At 65.2% G+C, this 17,677-nt stretch carries 16 protein-coding genes; 12 read left to right on the top strand and 4 right to left on the bottom strand.

Annotation, left to right across the window (positions count from 1 at the left end; genetic code table 11):
- Positions 1-39: 39 nt before the first annotated feature.
- Positions 40-882 carry a MipA/OmpV family protein gene (locus AC1DDA_RS01700; RefSeq protein ID WP_441511333.1) on the bottom strand — a complete coding sequence of 281 codons (843 nt, stop codon included), beginning with the start codon at positions 880-882 and terminating at the stop codon, positions 40-42.
- 284 nt (positions 883-1,166) lie between these two features.
- Between AC1DDA_RS01700 and AC1DDA_RS01695 the strand changes: the two genes are divergently transcribed.
- From AC1DDA_RS01695 to AC1DDA_RS01685, 3 genes are all read left to right on the top strand, one after another.
- The gene (locus AC1DDA_RS01695) at positions 1,167-1,367 is read left to right on the top strand and encodes a hypothetical protein (protein ID WP_441511334.1); all 201 of its coding nucleotides are present in this window, start codon (positions 1,167-1,169) and stop codon (positions 1,365-1,367) included.
- A gap of 101 nt (positions 1,368-1,468) precedes the next feature.
- Positions 1,469-1,816 (top strand): hypothetical protein, encoded by a 348-nt coding sequence (locus tag AC1DDA_RS01690; protein ID WP_476794372.1) that lies wholly within the window; start codon positions 1,469-1,471, stop codon positions 1,814-1,816.
- 251 nt (positions 1,817-2,067) lie between these two features.
- Positions 2,068-2,865 (top strand): helix-turn-helix transcriptional regulator, encoded by a 798-nt coding sequence (locus AC1DDA_RS01685; protein WP_476794371.1) that lies wholly within the window; start codon positions 2,068-2,070, stop codon positions 2,863-2,865.
- On the opposite strand, the gene purN is transcribed toward AC1DDA_RS01685, so the two are convergent.
- Positions 2,793-3,416: a phosphoribosylglycinamide formyltransferase gene (gene purN / locus AC1DDA_RS01680; protein WP_476794370.1), complete on the bottom strand. Its 624-nt coding sequence runs from the start codon at positions 3,414-3,416 to the stop codon at positions 2,793-2,795. The genes AC1DDA_RS01685 and purN overlap by 73 nt on opposite strands.
- A complete protein-coding gene (gene purM, locus AC1DDA_RS01675; RefSeq protein ID WP_476794369.1) occupies positions 3,413-4,486 on the bottom strand; it encodes a phosphoribosylformylglycinamidine cyclo-ligase in 1,074 nt (357 codons plus the stop codon). Before purM ends, purN begins: the two co-directional genes overlap by 4 nt.
- Before the next feature lie 207 nt (positions 4,487-4,693).
- On the opposite strand from purM, the gene AC1DDA_RS01670 reads away from it, so the two are divergent.
- The 5 genes from AC1DDA_RS01670 (at position 4,694) to ppx (ending at position 10,965) form a co-directional block, all read left to right on the top strand.
- A complete protein-coding gene (locus AC1DDA_RS01670; RefSeq protein WP_476795113.1) occupies positions 4,694-5,224 on the top strand; it encodes a CDP-alcohol phosphatidyltransferase family protein in 531 nt (176 codons plus the stop codon).
- A gap of 92 nt (positions 5,225-5,316) precedes the next feature.
- Positions 5,317-6,426, top strand: coding sequence for an AI-2E family transporter (locus AC1DDA_RS01665; protein ID WP_476794368.1), 1,110 nt, complete (start codon positions 5,317-5,319; stop codon positions 6,424-6,426).
- A 7-nt stretch (positions 6,427-6,433) separates the two neighbouring features.
- Positions 6,434-7,132, top strand: a complete 699-nt coding sequence (locus tag AC1DDA_RS01660; RefSeq protein WP_476794367.1) for a P-loop NTPase family protein — start codon at positions 6,434-6,436, stop codon at positions 7,130-7,132.
- Between the two features lie 127 nt (positions 7,133-7,259).
- Positions 7,260-9,455 carry an RNA degradosome polyphosphate kinase gene (locus AC1DDA_RS01655; protein WP_441511340.1) on the top strand — a complete coding sequence of 732 codons (2,196 nt, stop codon included), beginning with the start codon at positions 7,260-7,262 and terminating at the stop codon, positions 9,453-9,455.
- A complete protein-coding gene (gene ppx, locus AC1DDA_RS01650) occupies positions 9,391-10,965 on the top strand; it encodes an exopolyphosphatase (RefSeq protein WP_476794366.1) in 1,575 nt (524 codons plus the stop codon). Before AC1DDA_RS01655 ends, ppx begins: the two co-directional genes overlap by 65 nt.
- Positions 10,966-11,133: 168 nt before the next feature.
- Here the strand turns inward: ppx and metC are convergent, their stop codons facing one another.
- Complete coding sequence (gene metC, locus AC1DDA_RS01645) at positions 11,134-12,324, bottom strand: cystathionine beta-lyase (RefSeq protein WP_476794365.1); 1,191 nt, start codon at positions 12,322-12,324, stop codon at positions 11,134-11,136.
- A 262-nt stretch (positions 12,325-12,586) separates the two neighbouring features.
- Here metC and AC1DDA_RS01640 point away from each other — a divergent pair, with 262 nt between their 5' ends.
- The 4 genes from AC1DDA_RS01640 to AC1DDA_RS01625 all read left to right on the top strand — a co-directional run bounded on the left by AC1DDA_RS01640 (position 12,587) and on the right by AC1DDA_RS01625 (position 17,577).
- Positions 12,587-13,609 carry an amino acid ABC transporter substrate-binding protein gene (locus tag AC1DDA_RS01640; RefSeq protein ID WP_441511343.1) on the top strand — a complete coding sequence of 341 codons (1,023 nt, stop codon included), beginning with the start codon at positions 12,587-12,589 and terminating at the stop codon, positions 13,607-13,609.
- Between the two features lie 566 nt (positions 13,610-14,175).
- Positions 14,176-15,372: an amino acid ABC transporter permease gene (locus tag AC1DDA_RS01635; RefSeq protein WP_441511344.1), complete on the top strand. Its 1,197-nt coding sequence runs from the start codon at positions 14,176-14,178 to the stop codon at positions 15,370-15,372.
- Positions 15,373-15,382: 10 nt separating this feature from the next.
- Positions 15,383-16,762: an amino acid ABC transporter permease gene (locus AC1DDA_RS01630; protein WP_441511345.1), complete on the top strand. Its 1,380-nt coding sequence runs from the start codon at positions 15,383-15,385 to the stop codon at positions 16,760-16,762.
- A 35-nt stretch (positions 16,763-16,797) separates the two neighbouring features.
- On the top strand, positions 16,798-17,577 hold the full coding sequence (locus AC1DDA_RS01625) for an amino acid ABC transporter ATP-binding protein (protein ID WP_441511535.1): 780 nt from the start codon (positions 16,798-16,800) through the stop codon (positions 17,575-17,577).
- Positions 17,578-17,677 lie beyond the last annotated feature (100 nt).

The following is a 17,677-nucleotide window of genomic DNA, read 5'->3' as shown; positions in this document are numbered from 1 at the left end:
CGGTCGGACCCGCCAGGCCGGCCCGACGCTCGCCGCCTATCAGAGACCGAAGGAGTAGTTCGTCCCGGTATCGAAGGAATAGCTCGCGGACAGGCCGATGGTGATCGAGTCGCGCGAGCCGAACGGCCTGACGATCGGAGAGCGTGCGGCGTCGCCGACGAGGTGCTGGTACTCGACATAGGCCGTCGTCTTGAGCTGATCAGACCAGCTATAGGTCAGCTGTGCCAGCGCGCCCACGGTGTGGACGCCGGCGTTGAAGCGCTGCAGGAAGCCGCCCGTGCCGGGCATCGCGCCATAGGTGCCGAAATAGGTCCGCACGTAGTCGGCGGACGCGATCCGCATGCGCGGCCCGGCGCCCAGCGTCCAGGGGCCGATCGTCGAGAAGGCGTCGAGCTTGAAGTCGGCGACGACGCCGTCATGGGCGACGATGCCGCGGCGCACATCGACACGGCCGCGCAGCCAGGAGGTCGGGTAGAATTCGACGAAGCCGCCGGCCTCGGCGCCGAACTTGGTTGCAGGCACGGCGACGAGCGCGGGATTGACCTTGGCATTGCGCTTCCAGAGCAGATCGCCCGAGAAGCCGATGCGCCAGCCCTGGCCGGAGAAGACGCCGATGCTCAGCATCGCATCGTCCTCGGCGCTCCACCATGTGCTCTTCAGGCCCTTGCCCAGTGAGATGATCGGCCGGGCGCGAAAGACGTAGTCGTCAGAGCCCGTGTAGTCCGGCTGATAGCGCACGCCGGCGCCGAGCGTCAGGTACCAGTTCTGGGCCGGCTGGGGCGAGGTGAGGGTCGAATAGTCTCTCGACTGTGCCTGGGCGCCGCCGGGCAGGGAGAGGGAAAGGCAGGTCGCCAGACCAGCCAGATACGCAACGCAACGCATAGTCCAGAACTCCGACGCGACAGTGCGTCCGAACGATTGAGTGAGGGCAATCTGAGGGAAGGGGATTAATGCGCGGTTAAGGTGAGTTTTTCGTTATCTCAGGAATATCAACATGTTGGATCAAAGCTGGCTTTCTTTTTGCCGGTCTGGTCCCCAAGGGGCGCCTGCGGCCGGGCTGCGAAGCGGTCACGGTCCGAGGTCGGGAACCGGTCGTTAATCGATCGCCGCCAGAGTGGGCTCACGCATCGGGAAGCTCCGATGTCCCGAGGTCGCAGGAGGCGGCGATGATTATGCAAGTGGCGATCGTCTGGCTGCTTTGCGCCGCTATTTTTCTCGAGCTGGCGGACCGGGCGCCGGTCATCGACGAGCCGGAATTCGGAATCGAACCCGGCGTCCGGTCGGTTACTGGCGACACTCAGTCGGAAAACGTCGCAGCGGAAGCACTATCCTTGAAAACCGCAGTAAACGACCGCGCGTCCTCTTGACGTTGACCTAGCTCTATGGCCATGCCGAAACATGGGCGCAGCATGGTGATCGCGACGTGCCCGGTTCTCGAAGGGCAGACGAAATCATGATGATGCGGCGGATGGGTGCGGTCGTGCTGGCCGGTGGATTGTCGCTCCTGGCAAGCGTCTCGGCCTATGCCGCTAGCAGCTCGACGGCGCTGCCGCCGCCGGATCCGACCGCGAAGAACCTCACCCCATACATGATCCAGCTGCGCGCCTTCGACGCCTGCCTGATCACGCAGTCGCAGCTCCTGGGCACGACCCGCGAAGCGGTGCATACCCCGTGCAGCTGCTATGCCAAGGGCACGGTCAGCGCCATGACCAAGGATGAGATCCAGGCGTTCCGAGATACCGGTTATTTCAACGATTCGGCCCGCGAGAAGGGCCTGCGTTTCATCGACCAGTGCAAGTTGAAGCGGCCGTTCTGAACGGCGGTCCGGCTTTCTAGAGGCGTCGTTCTCGGGCGAAGCGAAACGCAGACCCGGGAATCTCGATCTGAAGGAGGCGCAGGGGCCTCATCCGATGAGAGATGCTCGGGGCAAGCCCGAGCATGGCGGCCGGTTTCCCGTTCGGCGCTCGTTGCGTCTCCCGCCTTGCTGCTGACACGCTCCTGACAGAAGCTGTCACCGTAGCTGGGCCATGGTGCCTCAGCTACGAGGCCGGGTAGGGAGACGACGCCGTGCAGCGCGCCGAACGATTGCTCGACATGATTCAAAGCCTGCGTCGCCGCAGGCGCCCCGTGACCGCCGAGACGCTGGCTTCCGAGCTCGATGTCTCCGTGCGTACGGTCTATCGCGACATCGGCGCGCTGGTGCGCCAGGGCGTCCCCGTGCGCGGCGAGGCTGGCATCGGCTATGTGCTCGACGCCGGGTTCGACCTGCCGCCATTAATGCTCTCGCCGGACGAGATCGAGGCCGTGCTGGTCGGCATGCGCTGGCTGAGCGAGCGTGCCGACCCGGTGCTCGCGCGCGCTGCCGAGGACGTGGTCAGCAAGGTCGCGGCGGTGCTGCCGCCGCATCTGCGGCCGATCCTGCTCGATGGTGCCTTGTTCGCAGCGTCCTACCCGGGTGACGTGCCGGTCGATCAGGTCGACGTCGCCGCCGTGCGCGCCGCCATCCGCAACGGTCGCAAGCTCTCGATCCACTACAGCGACGAGAGCGGCCACGCGACGCAGCGCATGATCTGGCCGATTGGCATGACCTTCTACGAGCGCGTGCGCATCGTCGTTGCCTGGTGCGAGCTCCGGCAGGCCTTCCGCCATTTCCGCACCGACCGCATGACTGGCCTCGTCGCATTGGAGGAGCGCTACCCCGCCCGCCGCGCCGACCTCTTCCGTCGCTGGCAGAAGGAGGAGGAGAGGGCGCGCGAGGAGTGGGAGCGCTGCAAGCGCGAGGGCGGGGACGATCAGGCCCGGATCACGACGTCGCCCGCCAGCCTGGCGCGGTCGGACGCGACCTCCGCCAGCGCCGCCGGATAGAGCTTATGCTCTTCGACGAGGACGCGCTTGGACAGCGTCTCCTCGTCATCGCCGGGCAAGACCGGCACCTTCGCTTGCAGGATCACCGGCCCGGCGTCGAGTTCCGGCACGACGAAATGCACCGAGCAGCCATGCTCGCTGACGCCGGCTTCGAGGGCCTGTCGGTGCGTGTGCGTGCCCTTGAACAGCGGCAGCAGCGAGGGGTGGATGTTGATCATCCGCCCTTCCCAGCGCTTCACGAACCAGGGCGTCAGGATGCGCATGAAGCCCGCGAGCACGACCAGATCGATCTGGTTGACGCGCAGGAGTTCGTCCATGGCGCGTTCGAACGCCTCGCGATCCCGGCCAAAGGGGCGATGGTCGATCGTCGCCGTGGCGATGCCGAAGCCGCGGGCCCGGTCGAGTCCGGCGACGTCGGGGATGTTGGAGATGACCAGCGCGATCTCGGCCGGATAGCCCGGCGCCTGCGCTGCTGCCGCAAGCGAAACCATGTTGGAGCCGCGCCCGGAGATCAGCACCCCGACGCGCTTGCGGGCGTTAGCCGTGCTCACAGCGAGAGCTTGCCGCGATAGCTGACCTGCTCCTCGCCGGCAGCGACCGGCACGATCTCGCCGAGCTTCACCGGCGCCTCGCCGGCAGCCTTCAGCGCCGCGAGAACCTCATCGGCCTTGTCGGCCTGCGCGGCGACGGTCATGCCGATGCCGCAGTTGAAGGTGCGCAGCATCTCGCGCTCGGCGACGCCGCCGATCTTGGCGAGCCAGCCGAAGACCGGCGGGACCGGGATCGCCGGCAGATCGAGCGCCACGCCGAGGCCTTCGGGCAGCACGCGGGGGATGTTGTCGGGGAAGCCGCCGCCGGTGATGTGGGCCAGCGCCTTGATGCCGTCGGTCGCCTTCAGTGCCTGCAGCAGCGGCTTCACATAGATGCGGGTCGGCTCGAGTAAGGCTTCTGCGAGTGTCTTGCTGCCGTCGAACGGGGCGGGGGCCTCCCAGCCGAGGCCGCTGAGCGCCACGATGCGGCGCACCAGCGAATAGCCATTGGAATGCACGCCGGAGGAGGGCAGGCCGAACACCACGTCGCCGGGCTTCAGGTCTTCGCGCGGCAGCAGCGTGCCACGCTCGGCCGCACCGACCGCGAAGCCGGCGAGATCGTAATCCTTCTCGGCATACATGCCGGGCATTTCGGCCGTTTCGCCGCCGATCAGCGCGCAGCCGGACTGGCGGCAGCCATCGGCGATGCCGCGCACGATCTCGACGCCCACCTTCGGGTCGAGCTTGCCGGTGGCGTAGTAGTCGAGGAAGAGCAGCGGCTCGGCGCCCTGGACGATGAGGTCGTTGACGCACATCGCGACGAGGTCGATGCCGATCGTCGAATGCAGTCCGCTCTCGATCGCGATCTTCACCTTGGTGCCGACGCCGTCATTGGCCGCGACCAGGATCGGATCGTTGAAGCCGGCGGCCTTGAGGTCGAACAGCCCGCCGAAGCCGCCGATCTCGGCGTCCGCGCCCGGCCGGCGCGTGGCGCGCACCAGCGGCTTGATCTCGTCGACCATGGCATTGCCGGCGTCGATATCGACGCCCGCCTGCGCATAGGTCAGTCCGTTTGCGCCGGGCTTGCTCATTGCGTTCCGCCTTCCTTGCATGCTCGCGGGAGCGATAGGCAAGCAAGCTGCGGCTGGCAAGGCGTTTGGGTGGTTTTGTCGGTTTCTCACCATCAACTGCCGTCATCCCGGGTCGGCGCGGCTTCGGCACTTGTCCAGGATGACATCGAAGGTCGTGTGAACGACGCATGGCTGGCATCGTGTCGCGCCATGAGCGAAGCTGTCGTCATGACGATCCCGAACCTGATCACGGTTGCCCGGCTTTTCCTGGTGCCGCTCGTCATCGTCATGATCGTGAACGCGCGTTGGGAGGCGGCCTTCATCATCTTTGTCGTCGCCGGCATTTCCGACGCTGTCGACGGCTTTCTCGCCAAACATTGCGGCATGGCGAGCGAGCTCGGCGCCTATCTCGACCCCATCGCGGACAAGGCGCTGATCGTCTCGATCTACATCACGCTGGCGGTGGTCGGCGCGATCCCGGTCTGGCTCGTCATTCTCGTCGCGGCACGCGACATCATGATCGTGGCGGCGGTGCTGCTCTCGTGGCTGCTCGCCCGTCCGGTCGCGATCGCGCCGTTCCTCGTCAGCAAGCTCAACACGGCGGCGCAGATTGCCTTCGCGGCGCTGGCGCTCGGCTCGCGGGCCTTCGGGATCGATCTCGGTCCGGCGGCCGTGGTCGGCGAACTCGTCGTCGCCGTGTTGACGCTCGCCTCGATGGCGGCCTATCTCGCCTTCTGGCTGCGCCACATGGCGGGCTGACGAGATTTCACACGCGGCCGGCGCTTGGAACTGCGGCTTTCCGTGCACATTTGTCCCATTCCGCTGGTCGGATAGGCGAAAGAGGCTGATCGATGACGTTGCAGCGCCAGATCGGCTTTTGGCTGGGCTCCCTCCTGGTCTTCATCCTCCTGCTCGTGCTCCTGCGCGATATCCTGCTGCCCTTTATCGCGGCGCTGGCGCTCGCCTATCTGCTCGATCCGCTGGCCGACCGGCTGGAGCGGATGGGGATGAACCGGCTGACCGCGACGATCGTCATCCTGGTCGTTTTCCTCATCATCTTCGTGCTGGCGCTGGTGCTGCTCGCGCCGCTGCTCGGCCGGCAGCTAGCCGGGCTGGTCGACAGGCTGCCTTCCGACGCGGCCAAGCTGCAGGCCCTGGTAATGGAAAAGGGTTTCCCCTGGCTTGAACGCCTCGGCGCCGGGAAGCTGCAACAGGAAGCGCAGAATTCGCTGGGAAACCTCGTCGGCGAGGCGACCAAATGGGTGGGTGGCCTGCTGCAATCGCTCTGGAGCGGCGGCACCGCCATCGTCGGCGTGTTCTCGCTGCTGGTCCTGACGCCGGTCATCGCCTTCTATCTGCTGGTCGATTGGGACCGGATGGTCGCGACCGTCGATAGCTGGCTGCCGCTCGATCACCGCGACACCATTCGCAGCCTGTTGCATGAGATGGATCGCGCCATCGCCGGCTTCCTGCGCGGGCAGGCTCTCGTCTGCCTGCTGCTCGGAACCTTCTATGCGATCGGGCTCAGCATCGTCGGCGTGAATTTCGGCGCGCTGATCGGCATCATCTCGGGCTTCCTGTCCTTCATTCCCTATGTCGGCTCGCTGACCGGGCTCGTGCTCTCGGTCGGTGTGGCGATCGTGCAGTTCTGGCCGGACTGGACCTGGCCGCTGGCAACGCTCGGCGTCTTCCTTGCCGGGCAGTTCCTCGAAGGGAACATCTTCCAGCCGAAATTCGTCGGTGACTCCATCGGCGTGCATCCGGTCTGGCTGATGTTTGCGCTGCTTGCCTTCGGCTCGCTCTTTGGCTTCGTCGGCCTGCTGCTGGCGGTGCCGCTTGCGGCCGTCATCGGCGTGCTCTGCCGCTTCGCGCTGCGGCAATATCTCGCCAGCAACCTCTATCACGGGGTCGGTGCCAGGCGTGCAGCCCGGGCGAAGTCCAGCGCCGACGCCGAACTCTGAAATACGCATGAACGAAGTGCCCCCACGCCCGCGCCAGCTCGCTTTCGACCTGCCGGTCGACAGCCGTCACGGCGTCGAGGATTTCCTGATCGGCCCGTCCAACGAGGCCGCCTACGGCCTGGTCGAGCGCTGGCCGCAATGGCCCGATGCCTGGCTGCGTCTCACCGGGCCCGAAGGTGCCGGCAAGACCCATCTCGCCGCGATCTGGGCCCGCGTCGCCCATGCCTGGACGATTCGGGCCGCGGAGCTGACCGAGGCCAAGGTCCCGCACCTTGTCTCCGGCGGGGCTCTCGTCGTCGAGGATTGCGATGCCGGTCCGCTCGAAGAGGCCGCGCTGTTCCACCTGATGAACGCGATGAAGGCGCGCGACGGACATCTGCTGCTGACCGCGCGCAAGGAACCCGCCTTCTGGGGCCTGCGCGTGCCGGATCTGCTGTCGCGCCTCAGATTGGCGCCGGGGGCCACGATCGAGCCGCCCGATGACGGGTTGCTGCGGGCGCTCCTCGTCAAGCTCTTCATTGATCGCCAGCTCGTGGTTGATACCGCGGTCATCGAGACGCTGGCGCTCAGGATGGAGCGCTCTTTCGCTGCCGCGCGGCAGGTGGTGGACCGTCTCGATCGCGTCGCGCTGGAGCGCGGCCGGCGCGTCACGCGCCCGCTGGCACAGGAGGTGCTGTCGGAATTGTTTCCAGATGAGCCCGGCTGAAAGAGAGCGTGCTTGCCGAACGGCCGTGCCGTCATACGAAATCATGTCGCCCGTCATCGAAACGTCACGCTAGGATGGCTTCAACGGCGCCATGGGCGGAAAGACAATCAGGACACGGGTGAAGCACATGACTCTCGAAGCCGTGACCGTCGAGCCGGAGAAGCTCTCCAGCGAGGCCGACGTTGCGCCGCTGCGTCAGCAGCCCGAGCGCTTCATCAACCGCGAGCTGTCCTGGCTGCAGTTCAACCGCCGAGTCATGGAGGAGGCCTCGAACCGCAGCCACCCGCTGTTGGAGCAGCTGCGTTTCCTCTCCATCTCGGCGAACAATCTCGACGAGTTCTTCATGGTCCGCGTCTCCGGCTTGCGCGAGCAGCTCAAGGCGGGCGTGGTCACGCCGAGCCAGGACGGTCTCACCCCGGCCGAGCAGCTCGTCGCGATCGGCCAGGCGGTTTCGGCCCTTACCGACGACCAGCAGGCGCGCTGGGCGGAACTCCGCCACGATCTGCATGAGAATCGTATCCACCTGCTGCAGCCGGGCGATATCGGCTCGCAGGACAGGATCTGGCTGGAAGACTATTTCCTCAACTACGTCTTCCCGGTGCTGACGCCGCTGGCGATCGATCCGGCGCATCCGTTCCCGTTCATCCCGAATCTCGGCTTCACCGTCGCGCTGGCGCTGGAGCGCAAGAGCGATGGGCGCCAGCTCGACGCGCTGATCCGCGTGCCTGTGAAGATCGACCGCTTCATCGAGCTGCCCGATCTTGCCCGCGAGGGGTTGCATCGCTTCATCACGCTTGAGGACGCGGTTTCGCTGTTCATCAGCAAGCTTTTCCCCGGCTACGAGGTCAAGGGCACCGGCTCCTTCCGCGTCATCCGCGACTCCGATCTCGACATCGAGGAGGAGGCGGAGGACCTCGTCCGCGTCTTCGAGACCATGCTGAAGCAGCGCCGGCTCGGCGTCGTCATCCGGCTCGAGGTCTCGACCGGCATGCCCGACCATCTGCGCCGGCTGATCGTGCGCGAACTCAAGGTCGACGCCGACGAGATCGTCGAGGTCAACGGCATGATCGGCCTGAACGAGCTCTCGCAGCTCGTCGGCGTCGACCGGTCGGACCTGAAGTTCAAGCCCTACAACGCCCGCTTCCCCGAGCGCATCCGGGAACATGGCGGCGACTGCCTCGCTGCGGTCCGCCAGAAGGACCTGCTCGTCCACCACCCCTATGAGAGCTTCGACGTCGTCGTTCAGTTCCTGCAGCAGGCGGCACGCGATCCCAATGTCGTCGCGATCAAGCAGACGCTCTACCGCACCTCGGCGAACTCGCCGATCGTCAAGGCGCTGACGGAAGCCGCAGAGGCCGGCAAGTCCGTGACGGCGCTGGTCGAGCTGAAGGCGCGCTTCGACGAAGAGGCGAACATTCGCTGGGCGAAGGAGATGGAGCGCGCCGGCGTCCAGGTCGTCTATGGCTTCATCGAGCTCAAGACCCATGCCAAGCTCTCGCTCGTCGTTAGGCGGGAAGCCGGCCAGCTCGTCAGCTACTGCCATATCGCGACCGGCAACTACCACCCGATCACGGCCCGCATCTACACCGACGTCTCCTTCTTCACCGCCGATCCGGTGATCGCGCAGGACGTCGCGCGCATCTTCAATTTCATCACCGGCTACGCTGAGCCGGCTGGGTTGGAGCGCATGGCGGTCTCGCCGACAAGCCTCAAGCAGCGCCTGCTCGACGACATCGCCGAGGAAGTCGCCCATGTAAAGGCCGGCCGCAAGGGCGCGATCTGGGGCAAGTGCAATTCGCTGGTCGATCCCGAGATCATCGACGCCCTCTATGACGCCAGCCAGGCCGGCGTTGAGATCGACTTCGTCGTGCGCGGCATCTGCTGCCTGCGGCCGGGCGTGCCCGGCCTGTCGGAGAAGATCCGCGTCAAGTCGATCATCGGCCGCTTCCTCGAGCACACGCGCGTCTACGCCTTCGGCGCTGGGCACGGCATGCCTTCGCCCAAGGCCAAGATCTACATTTCCTCGGCCGATCTGATGCCGCGCAACCTCGACCGCCGGGTCGAGGCGCTGACGCCGATCCTCAATCCGACCGTGCATCAGCAGTTGCTCGATCAGATCATGCTGGCCAACCTGCTCGACAACGAGCAGAGCTGGACGATATTGCCCGATGGCGGCTCGCGCCGCATTGTCCCCGCGCCGAACGAAGAGCCGTTCAACGCGCATAAGTACTTCATGACGAACCCGAGTCTGTCCGGACGTGGAAAATCGCTCTCGAATTCAAGTCCCCGTTCCCTCTCGCGCCGGGGAGGCCGTAAAGCCTGAGCTCCGGCACGCGCCGGGGCGGCTTGCGCTCTCCGACACCATCGCCATCGTCGATATCGGTTCGAACTCGGTCCGTCTCGTCGTCTACGAGATGCTGGCGCGGGCGCCATCGCAGGTCTTCAACGAGAAGGAGATGGCCGGTCTCGGCCGGCAGGTCGCCACGACCGGCCGGTTGGCGGAGGACGCGATCGAGAAGGCGATCCAGGCCCTCGTGCGCTTCCGGATCCTCTGCGAGGCGATGCATGTCGGCGAGCTCCGCGTCATCGCGACCGCCGCCGCGCGCTATGCCGAGAACGGTCCGGAGTTCATCGCCCGCGCCGAGGAGGCGATCGGTCAGCCGATCGAGCTGATCTCGGGCGGCCGTGAGGCGATTCTCTCGGGCCTCGGCGTGATCTCTGGTTTTGATGCCCCCGATGGGGTCGTGGGCGATCTCGGCGGTGGCAGCCTGGAGCTGATCTCCGTCAAGAAGGGAGCCGTCGGGAAGGGTGCCAGCGTCCCGCTCGGCGGCCTGGCTCTGCTTGATCGCTCGAAGGGCTCGATCCGATCAGCCGAGAAGATCGTGAAGGACGAACTCGACAAGCTGCCGCAGCTCGCCGCGATGAAGGGGCGCGATTTCTTCGCCGTCGGCGGCACCTGGCGCGCTTTGGCGACCTTGCACCAGCGCCGTGTGAACTACCCGCTCAACGTGATGCATGGCTACGCGATCCCGCCCAAGGACGCGGCCGACTTCGTCAAGCTGGTCGAGCGGGCCGATGCCTCGGTGCTCGACGCCATCGATTCGGTCTCCTCGGCGCGCCGGCCGCTGCTCGCCTATGGCGCGCTGGTGCTCGACGAACTGATCAAGCGCGGCAAGCCCCGCAGCATCGTCATTTCGGCACAGGGCGTGCGCGAGGGGCTGCTGCACGAGCAGCTCTCGCCGCAGGAACAGACCTCCGATCCGTTGCTGCAGGCCGCGCGCGACTACAATCTGCTGCGTGCGCGCGATCCGCGCCACGCAGCTGATCTCATCGCTTGGGTGGGCGGAATTCTCGAAACGGCGGGGCTCGCGCAAGACGAGCCCTCCGGGCGCCTGATCGAGACCGTCTGCCTGCTTTCCGATATCGGCTGGCGCGCCCATCCCGATTATCGCGGCGAGCAGAGCATGAACGTCATTGCACATGCCTATTTCACCGGCATCGACCATGTCGGCCGGGCCTTCCTGGCGATGGCGATCTTCCATCGCTATGCCGGGCTGAAGGCCAGCTCTCCGGCGGCGGAAGGCCTGAAGACGCTGCTTCAGCCGCCGCTTCTCGCGCGTGCGACGCTGATCGCCGCGATCTTCCGCGTCGCCTATCTCTTGTCGGCGGGGATGGCCGGCATCCTGCCGCGAATTCCGGCAACCTGCGTCGATAACCGCCTGCTTCTGCGCTTCCCGGGCGATCTCGCCTCCTTGTCCAGCGAGCGCGTCGAGGGCCGCCTCAAGCAGCTCGCCAAGCTGCTCGGGCGCGATTTCGAGATCGGCCGGCTCTGAGGCGCCGTCGCGGCGGCTTCAAAACGCATCTTTGTCATTCCGGGGCGCGCCACAGGCGCCAACCCGGAACCCAGGACTGGGTGAGATATAGGTGTTCGGTTGTGAGCCGCGTCCAGGTTCCGGGTTCTTCGCTACGCGAAGCCCCGGAATGACAAGCAGTGCGCCGGTTTACCCAACCGCGCGTAGTCGCGCGAAGCCCGCGTCGAGATCGACTTTCAGGTCTTCGATGTCTTCGAGGCCGATATGGATGCGGATCGTCGGCCCCTTGAAATCGGGCTTGGTCGCGGTCCGATAGTCCTTGCAGTCGAAGGGCAGGACGAGGCTCTCGTAGCCGCCCCAGGAGGCGCCGATGCCGAACAGGGTCAGCCCGTCGAGCATCGCACCGACCGCCTTCATCGAGACGGGCTTCAGCTCGATGGTGAAGAGCGATGAGGCGCCGGTGAAGTCGCGCTTCCAGATCTCGTGCCCCGGCGCACCCGGCAGGGCAGGGTGGAGGACGCGGGCGACCTCGGGGCGCTCGCTCAGCCATTCGGCCATGGCGATGCCGGCCGGCATCTGCTCTTTCAGGCGTACGGCCATGGTCCGCATGCCGCGCAGCGTCAGGAACGCGTCTTCCGGCGCGACGATCAGCCCGAGCTGATTCCAGGCTGCGCGCAGCTTCTTGAACAGGTCCGGCGTCCGCGCCGAGACGGTGCCGATCAGCACGTCGGAATGCGCCGCATAATATTTGGTGCCGGCCTGCACCGAGTAGTCGACACCGAATTTATGGGCATCGAAGAAGAGCGGCGTCGCCCAGGTATTGTCCATCGCGACCAGGATGTCGCGTGCCTGTGCCGCCGCGACGATGGCCGGGATGTCCTGCATCTCGAAGGTCTGGGAGCCCGGCGCCTCGGTCCAGACGGCCTTGGTGTTCGACTTGAAGAGCTTGGCGATGTCGCCGCCGATCAGCGGGTCGTAATAGCTGACCTCGACGCCCATGCGCTTGAGGAACGTGTCGCAGAAGATGCGTGTCGGACGGTAGACGCTGTCCGTGACCAGCACATGGTCTCCGGCAGAGAGCATAGTCAGGAAGGCGAGCGTGCAGGCCATCAGCCCTGAGGGTGTGACGACCACGCCTGAGCCGCCCTCGATCGTGTTGGCCGCGGCCATGAACGCGTCGAGCGTCGGGTTGCCGTCCGTGCCGTAGGTGTAGCGCGCCTTGCGGACCAGGAAGTCCTCGGTGTTCGGGTAGACGACCGTCGAGCCTCGTACGATAGGCGGATTGACAAAGCCGTAGCTATCGCCCGGGTCGCGTCCGGCCAGCACGAGGCGTGTCCGCTCGCCAAGGCGCGCAAATTCAGGCGAAGACAGCTTTTTCATGGAAACAGCGGGTCTCAAAGGCAGGAAAATGCAGTCGGGCTTGACCACACCCCCCAAACTCGCATGTGATGTATGCGGCGAACAAGGGGCGCCGGGGGCGGATGGCGGTTGCTTGACGCTCATGGGTCGCTCTGGCAATCGACTCGGCAACGGGGGCGTCGCGCAATCGCAAGATGAATCGAGCAGCGAAAATGCTGCCGGCGGCGAGACCAGGATGGCGTTCGGCGCGAGCCGGAAACGTGGCTTCAATGGGAGATTACCGATGAAAAAGTTTCTAGCAGCCGCCCTCGCGGCAGGAATCGGCTTGGCGATTTCCGCGACCGCGGCTTCGGCCCAGGCGACGCTCGCGCAGGTCAAGCAGCGCGGTATCCTGAATTGCGGCTCGAACACGGGCCTCGCGGGCTTCGGCGTTCCCGATGCGCAGGGCACTTGGAAGGGGCTCGACGTCGATCTCTGCCGCGCCATCGCGGCGACGATCTTCAACGACCCTAACAAGGTGAAGTTCATCCCGCTTTCGGCCAAGGACCGCTTCACCGCTCTCCAGTCGGGCGAGATTGACGTGCTCGTGCGCAACTCGACCTGGACGATGACGCGCGATGCCTCGCTCGGCCTGCTCTTCACCGGCGTCAACTACTATGACGGCCAGGGCTTCATGGTCCGCAAGAAGCTCGGCGTGAACTCGGCTCTGCAGCTCTCGGGCGCTTCGGTCTGCACCCAGCAGGGCACCACCACCGAGCTCAACCTCGCCGACTATTTCCGCGCCAACAACCTGAAATACGAGGTCGTGGCCTTCGCGAGCTCTGACGAGACGGTCAAGGCCTATGACGCTGGCCGCTGCGACGCCTTCACCACCGACGCCTCGGGCCTCTATGCCGAGCGCCTGAAGCTCACCAATCCGGACGACCACATCGTCCTGCCGGAGATCATCTCCAAGGAGCCGCTCGGCCCGTCCGTCCGCAATAACGACCCGCAGTGGTTCAACCTGGTGAAGTGGGTCCACTTCGCCATGCTGAACGCCGAAGAGCTCGGCGTCACCCAGGCGAATGTCGACCAGCAGCTCAAGGCCGACAATCCGGAGATCAAGCGCCTGCTCGGCACCGAGGGCAAGTTCGGCGAGCAGGTCGGCCTGACGCCGGATTGGGTCGTGCGCATCGTCAAGCACGTCGGCAATTACGGCGAATCGTTCGAGCGCAACGTCGGCCAGGGTTCGCTGCTCAAGATCGCCCGCGGTCAGAACGCGCTCTGGACCAAGGGCGGCCTGCAATACGCTCCGCCGGTTCGCTGATGCATTCGCGGGGCGCCGGGTAGACCGGCGCCCCGTTTTGTCTTGCGGCCTGCGAGCGGCCGCCTCCGCGCCGTGAGCCGCTCTCGAAGCGTTTCGCGGCGTTCCTGTCTCGGCCGTGACAGGGGGCGAATCTGCAGTTTGCCAGGCACTGCCTCGCGTTGACGGGATTGTTCGTTGACGAGGCGATGTCGGGCGCGCACAGATTCCAAAACCGCGCGTGACGGAACGAAGCGCGGTTGGTCCGGGATTTGCTGTTCGGGTTTTTGCTTCAGCAGGGCTTGCCGTGCCGGCATTTGCTGCTCAAGATTTATTCAATCGGGGAGAGCGGGACGAACCCGCTCCGAACAGGGGAACGGCATGAAGACAGAAGGCACCACTGTCGCCGCAGCGGCAGCTATCGGCGTCGGCATCGCGTCGGGCGCGTGAAAGACGGCGGGGCTCGCAGGGCGCGCCCTTCCAGCAAGCAGCTCACAGAATAAGCGGCACGGGCAACAAGACGACCTCGGCGCAACCGCATAGCCGCAGGATCGCCGGCCGTCACAAGCGAAGCAAAAGGGGCGTGACAAGTGTCGAGCATTCCCGACCAAACGGTATCACCCGGCAAGGCGTCGTTGTTCTACGACCCCAGGATCCGCGGCTACGTCTATCAGATCGTGCTGGTAGGACTTGTCGGCTTCCTCATCTGGTCCGCCGCATCCAACGCCATCGAGAACCTGCGTGCTCAGAAGATCGCCTCGGGCTTCGGCTTCTGGCACAACGCCGCCGGCTTCGACATCAACCAGAAGCTGATCCCGTTCTCGGCCCAGGGCGGCTCGACCTATGGTCAGGCCTTCCTCGTCGGCCTGCTCAACACGCTGCTCGTTGCCGCCCTCGGCATCGTCTTCGCCACCATCATCGGTTTCGCCGTCGGCGTTGCGCGGCTCTCGAACAACTGGGTCATCGCGAAGCTGGCGATGATCTATGTTGAGGTCATCCGCAACATCCCGCTGCTGCTCCAGCTCTTCTTCTGGTACAATGCGGTTCTGAAGCCCCTGCCGGATGCCCGCAACTCGATCGCGCTGCCGGGCAGCATCTATCTCAACAATCGCGGCATCATCCTGCCCAGCCCGCAATTTGCGCCGGCCTTCGAGGCTGTCGTCATTGCCTTCATTGTCGCCGTCGTCGCGGCCATTGCGTTCTTCATCTGGGCGCGCGGGCAGCAGGCCAAAACCGGCAAGCAGTATCACAACGGCTGGGTCGCGCTGGGCCTGGTCATCGGCGTGCCTCTCCTGGTTTTCTTCGCGGTCGGACGACCGCTGTCGTTCGATCTTCCGCAGCAGGGTCGGTTCAACCTCACCGGCGGCATGCAGATCTTCCCGGAATTCGTTGCGCTGCTGATCGGCCTGTCGACCTATACCGGCGGCTTCATCGCCGAGGTCGTACGCGCCGGCATCCTGGCGGTTTCGAAGGGGCAGTCCGAGGCGGCGCACGCGCTGGGCTTGAGGAACGGGCCGACGCTGAAGCTCGTCGTCATCCCGCAGGCGATGCGCGTCATCATCCCGCCGCTGACCTCGCAATACCTCAACCTGACCAAGAACTCGTCGCTGGCCGTGGCGATCGGCTATCCCGATCTCGTGCAGGTCTTCACCGGGACGGTGCTGAACCAGACCGGCCAGGCCGTCGAGGTCGTGGCGATCACCATGGCGGTCTATCTGACGATCTCGCTGGTGACGTCGTTCTTCATGAACCTCTACAACAAGCGCATGGCGCTGGTTGAACGGTGAGGGCGGATCGATGACCGACGCAACGCTCGAGAACGCCCCTTACGCCTTCGTCCGCAAGGAGACCCTGCAGCAGGAGCCCGCGCCCCTCTCCGTGGCCGGCCCCTGGGCCTGGATCAGGACCAACCTGTTTTCCAGCCCGCTCAATACGATCCTGACCCTGATCTGCGTTTATCTCGTGTTTGACGCGGTGCCGGGCCTGATCCGCTTCTACTTCCTCGACGCGGTCTGGACGGGGGAGCATCGTGATGCCTGCCTCGCCGACAAGGTCGGCCGGCCGGTCGGCGCCTGCTGGGCCTATATCGCCGACCGTTTCCAGTACTTCATCTACGGGTCCTATCCGGTGATGGAGCGCTGGCGGGTTAACATCGTCTTCGCGATGTTCGCGCTTGGCGTGGTCTGGCTGCTCTGGACGAAGGCGCCGCTGAAGAAGATCGGCGTCTTCTTCTTCTTCGTCATCCTGCCGGCGAGCGCCTTCATCCTGCTGCTGGGCGGGGACCGGGCAGAGAGCTTCCTGCGCTTTCTGATCCTGCTCAGCTTCGCGTTGGCGGTGCTTTATCTGGTCCTGTCCTTCGTGCCGTCGCTGGCCAAGTTCTGGCTTGGCGAGGCCCGGCTGGCTGTCGAACAGGAGATGCCGGCCTGGCAGCGCTTCTACCGGCCAAAGCGCCTGATCCTGATCGCGCTGGTCGTCTTCGGCCTGCTGGCCGTGCTGGCCGACAAGGTCGGGTTGCCTCGCGTCGATACGGGGCTCTGGGGCGGCATGACGGTGACCTTCCTGATCTCGGCGGTCGGTATCGTCTTCTCCCTGCCGCTCGGCGTGCTGCTGGCGCTGGGGCGCCGCTCGCGCCTGCCCGCCATCCAGCTGCTCTCGGTGATCTTCATCGAGTTCGTCCGTGGCGTTCCGCTCATCACCGTGCTGTTCATGGCCAACACCATGCTGCCGCTCTTCGTGCCGCAGGAATGGTCGCCGGACCGGCTGCTTCGGCCGCTGATCGGTGTCGCGCTCTTCGCCGCCGCCTACATGGCGGAGGTGGTGCGCGGCGGCCTGCAGGCGATCCCGAAGGGCCAGTACGAGGGCGCCATGTCGCTCGGCCTTGGCTACTGGCAGATGATGCGGTTGATCATCCTTCCGCAGGCGCTGCGGATCGTGATCCCTGGCATCGTCAACACCTTCATCGGGCTGTTCAAGGATACGACGCTGGTCACCATCGTCGGCATCTTCGATTTCCTGCGTACGATCGAGGCGACGCTCGTCGACCCGACCTGGGCTACGCCGACCACGCGGACGACCGCTTACGCTTTCGCCGCGCTCTTCTATTTCCTTTGCTGCTGGGGAATGTCGCGCTACTCGGTAGCTGTCGAAAAGCGCCTAGCCGCCGGCCAAAAACGTTGAGAGGGATGACGACCATGGCAATGGCAGAAACCAAGATGACCGACACCCGGCCCGCTGCGCTGAAGCAGACGTCTCTCAATACCGCGACCGCGGTCGAGATGATCGGCGTGAACAAGTGGTACGGCGAGTTCCACGTTCTGCGCGATATCAACCTCAAGGTTCAGCGCGGTGAGAAGCTCGTGATCTGCGGCCCGTCGGGTTCGGGCAAGTCGACGATGATCCGCTGCATCAACCGGCTGGAAGAGCATCAGAAGGGCCAGATCATCGTCGACGGCACGGAGCTCACCAACGATCTGAAGAAGATCGACGAGATCCGCCGCGATGTCGGCATGGTGTTCCAGCACTTCAACCTGTTCCCGCATCTGACGATCCTGGAGAACCTGACGCTGGCTCCGATCTGGGTACGCAAGATGCCCAAGAAGGATGCCGAGGAGATCGCGATGCACTATCTCAAGCGCGTCAAGATCCCCGAGCAGGCGGCGAAATATCCGGGCCAGCTGTCCGGTGGCCAGCAACAGCGCGTGGCGATCGCCCGCTCGCTGTGCATGAGCCCGAAGATCATGCTGTTCGACGAGCCGACCTCGGCGCTCGACCCCGAGATGGTCAAGGAGGTGCTCGACACCATGGTCTCGCTGGCGGAGGAGGGCATGACCATGCTCTGCGTCACGCACGAGATGGGCTTCGCCCGCCAAGTCGCCGACCGCGTCATCTTCATGGATGCCGGCCAGATCGTCGAGATGAACACCCCGAACGAGTTCTTCAAGAACCCGCAGCATGAGCGCACCAAGCTCTTCCTCAGCCAGATCCTGCACTGAGGAAGAACAGCTTAGCGAGCGATGGAAGCGCGCCGGCCTTGCCGGCGCGCTTTTTCGTTTGGCAAGCAGTTCCTAGGGTGCGCGAAGCATTTCCAACTGC

It is taken from the genome of Allobosea sp. 10N428, assembly GCF_056394545.1.
The sequence above is the reverse complement of the archived record's forward strand: the minus strand, read 5'-3'. Positions and strand labels throughout refer to the sequence as shown.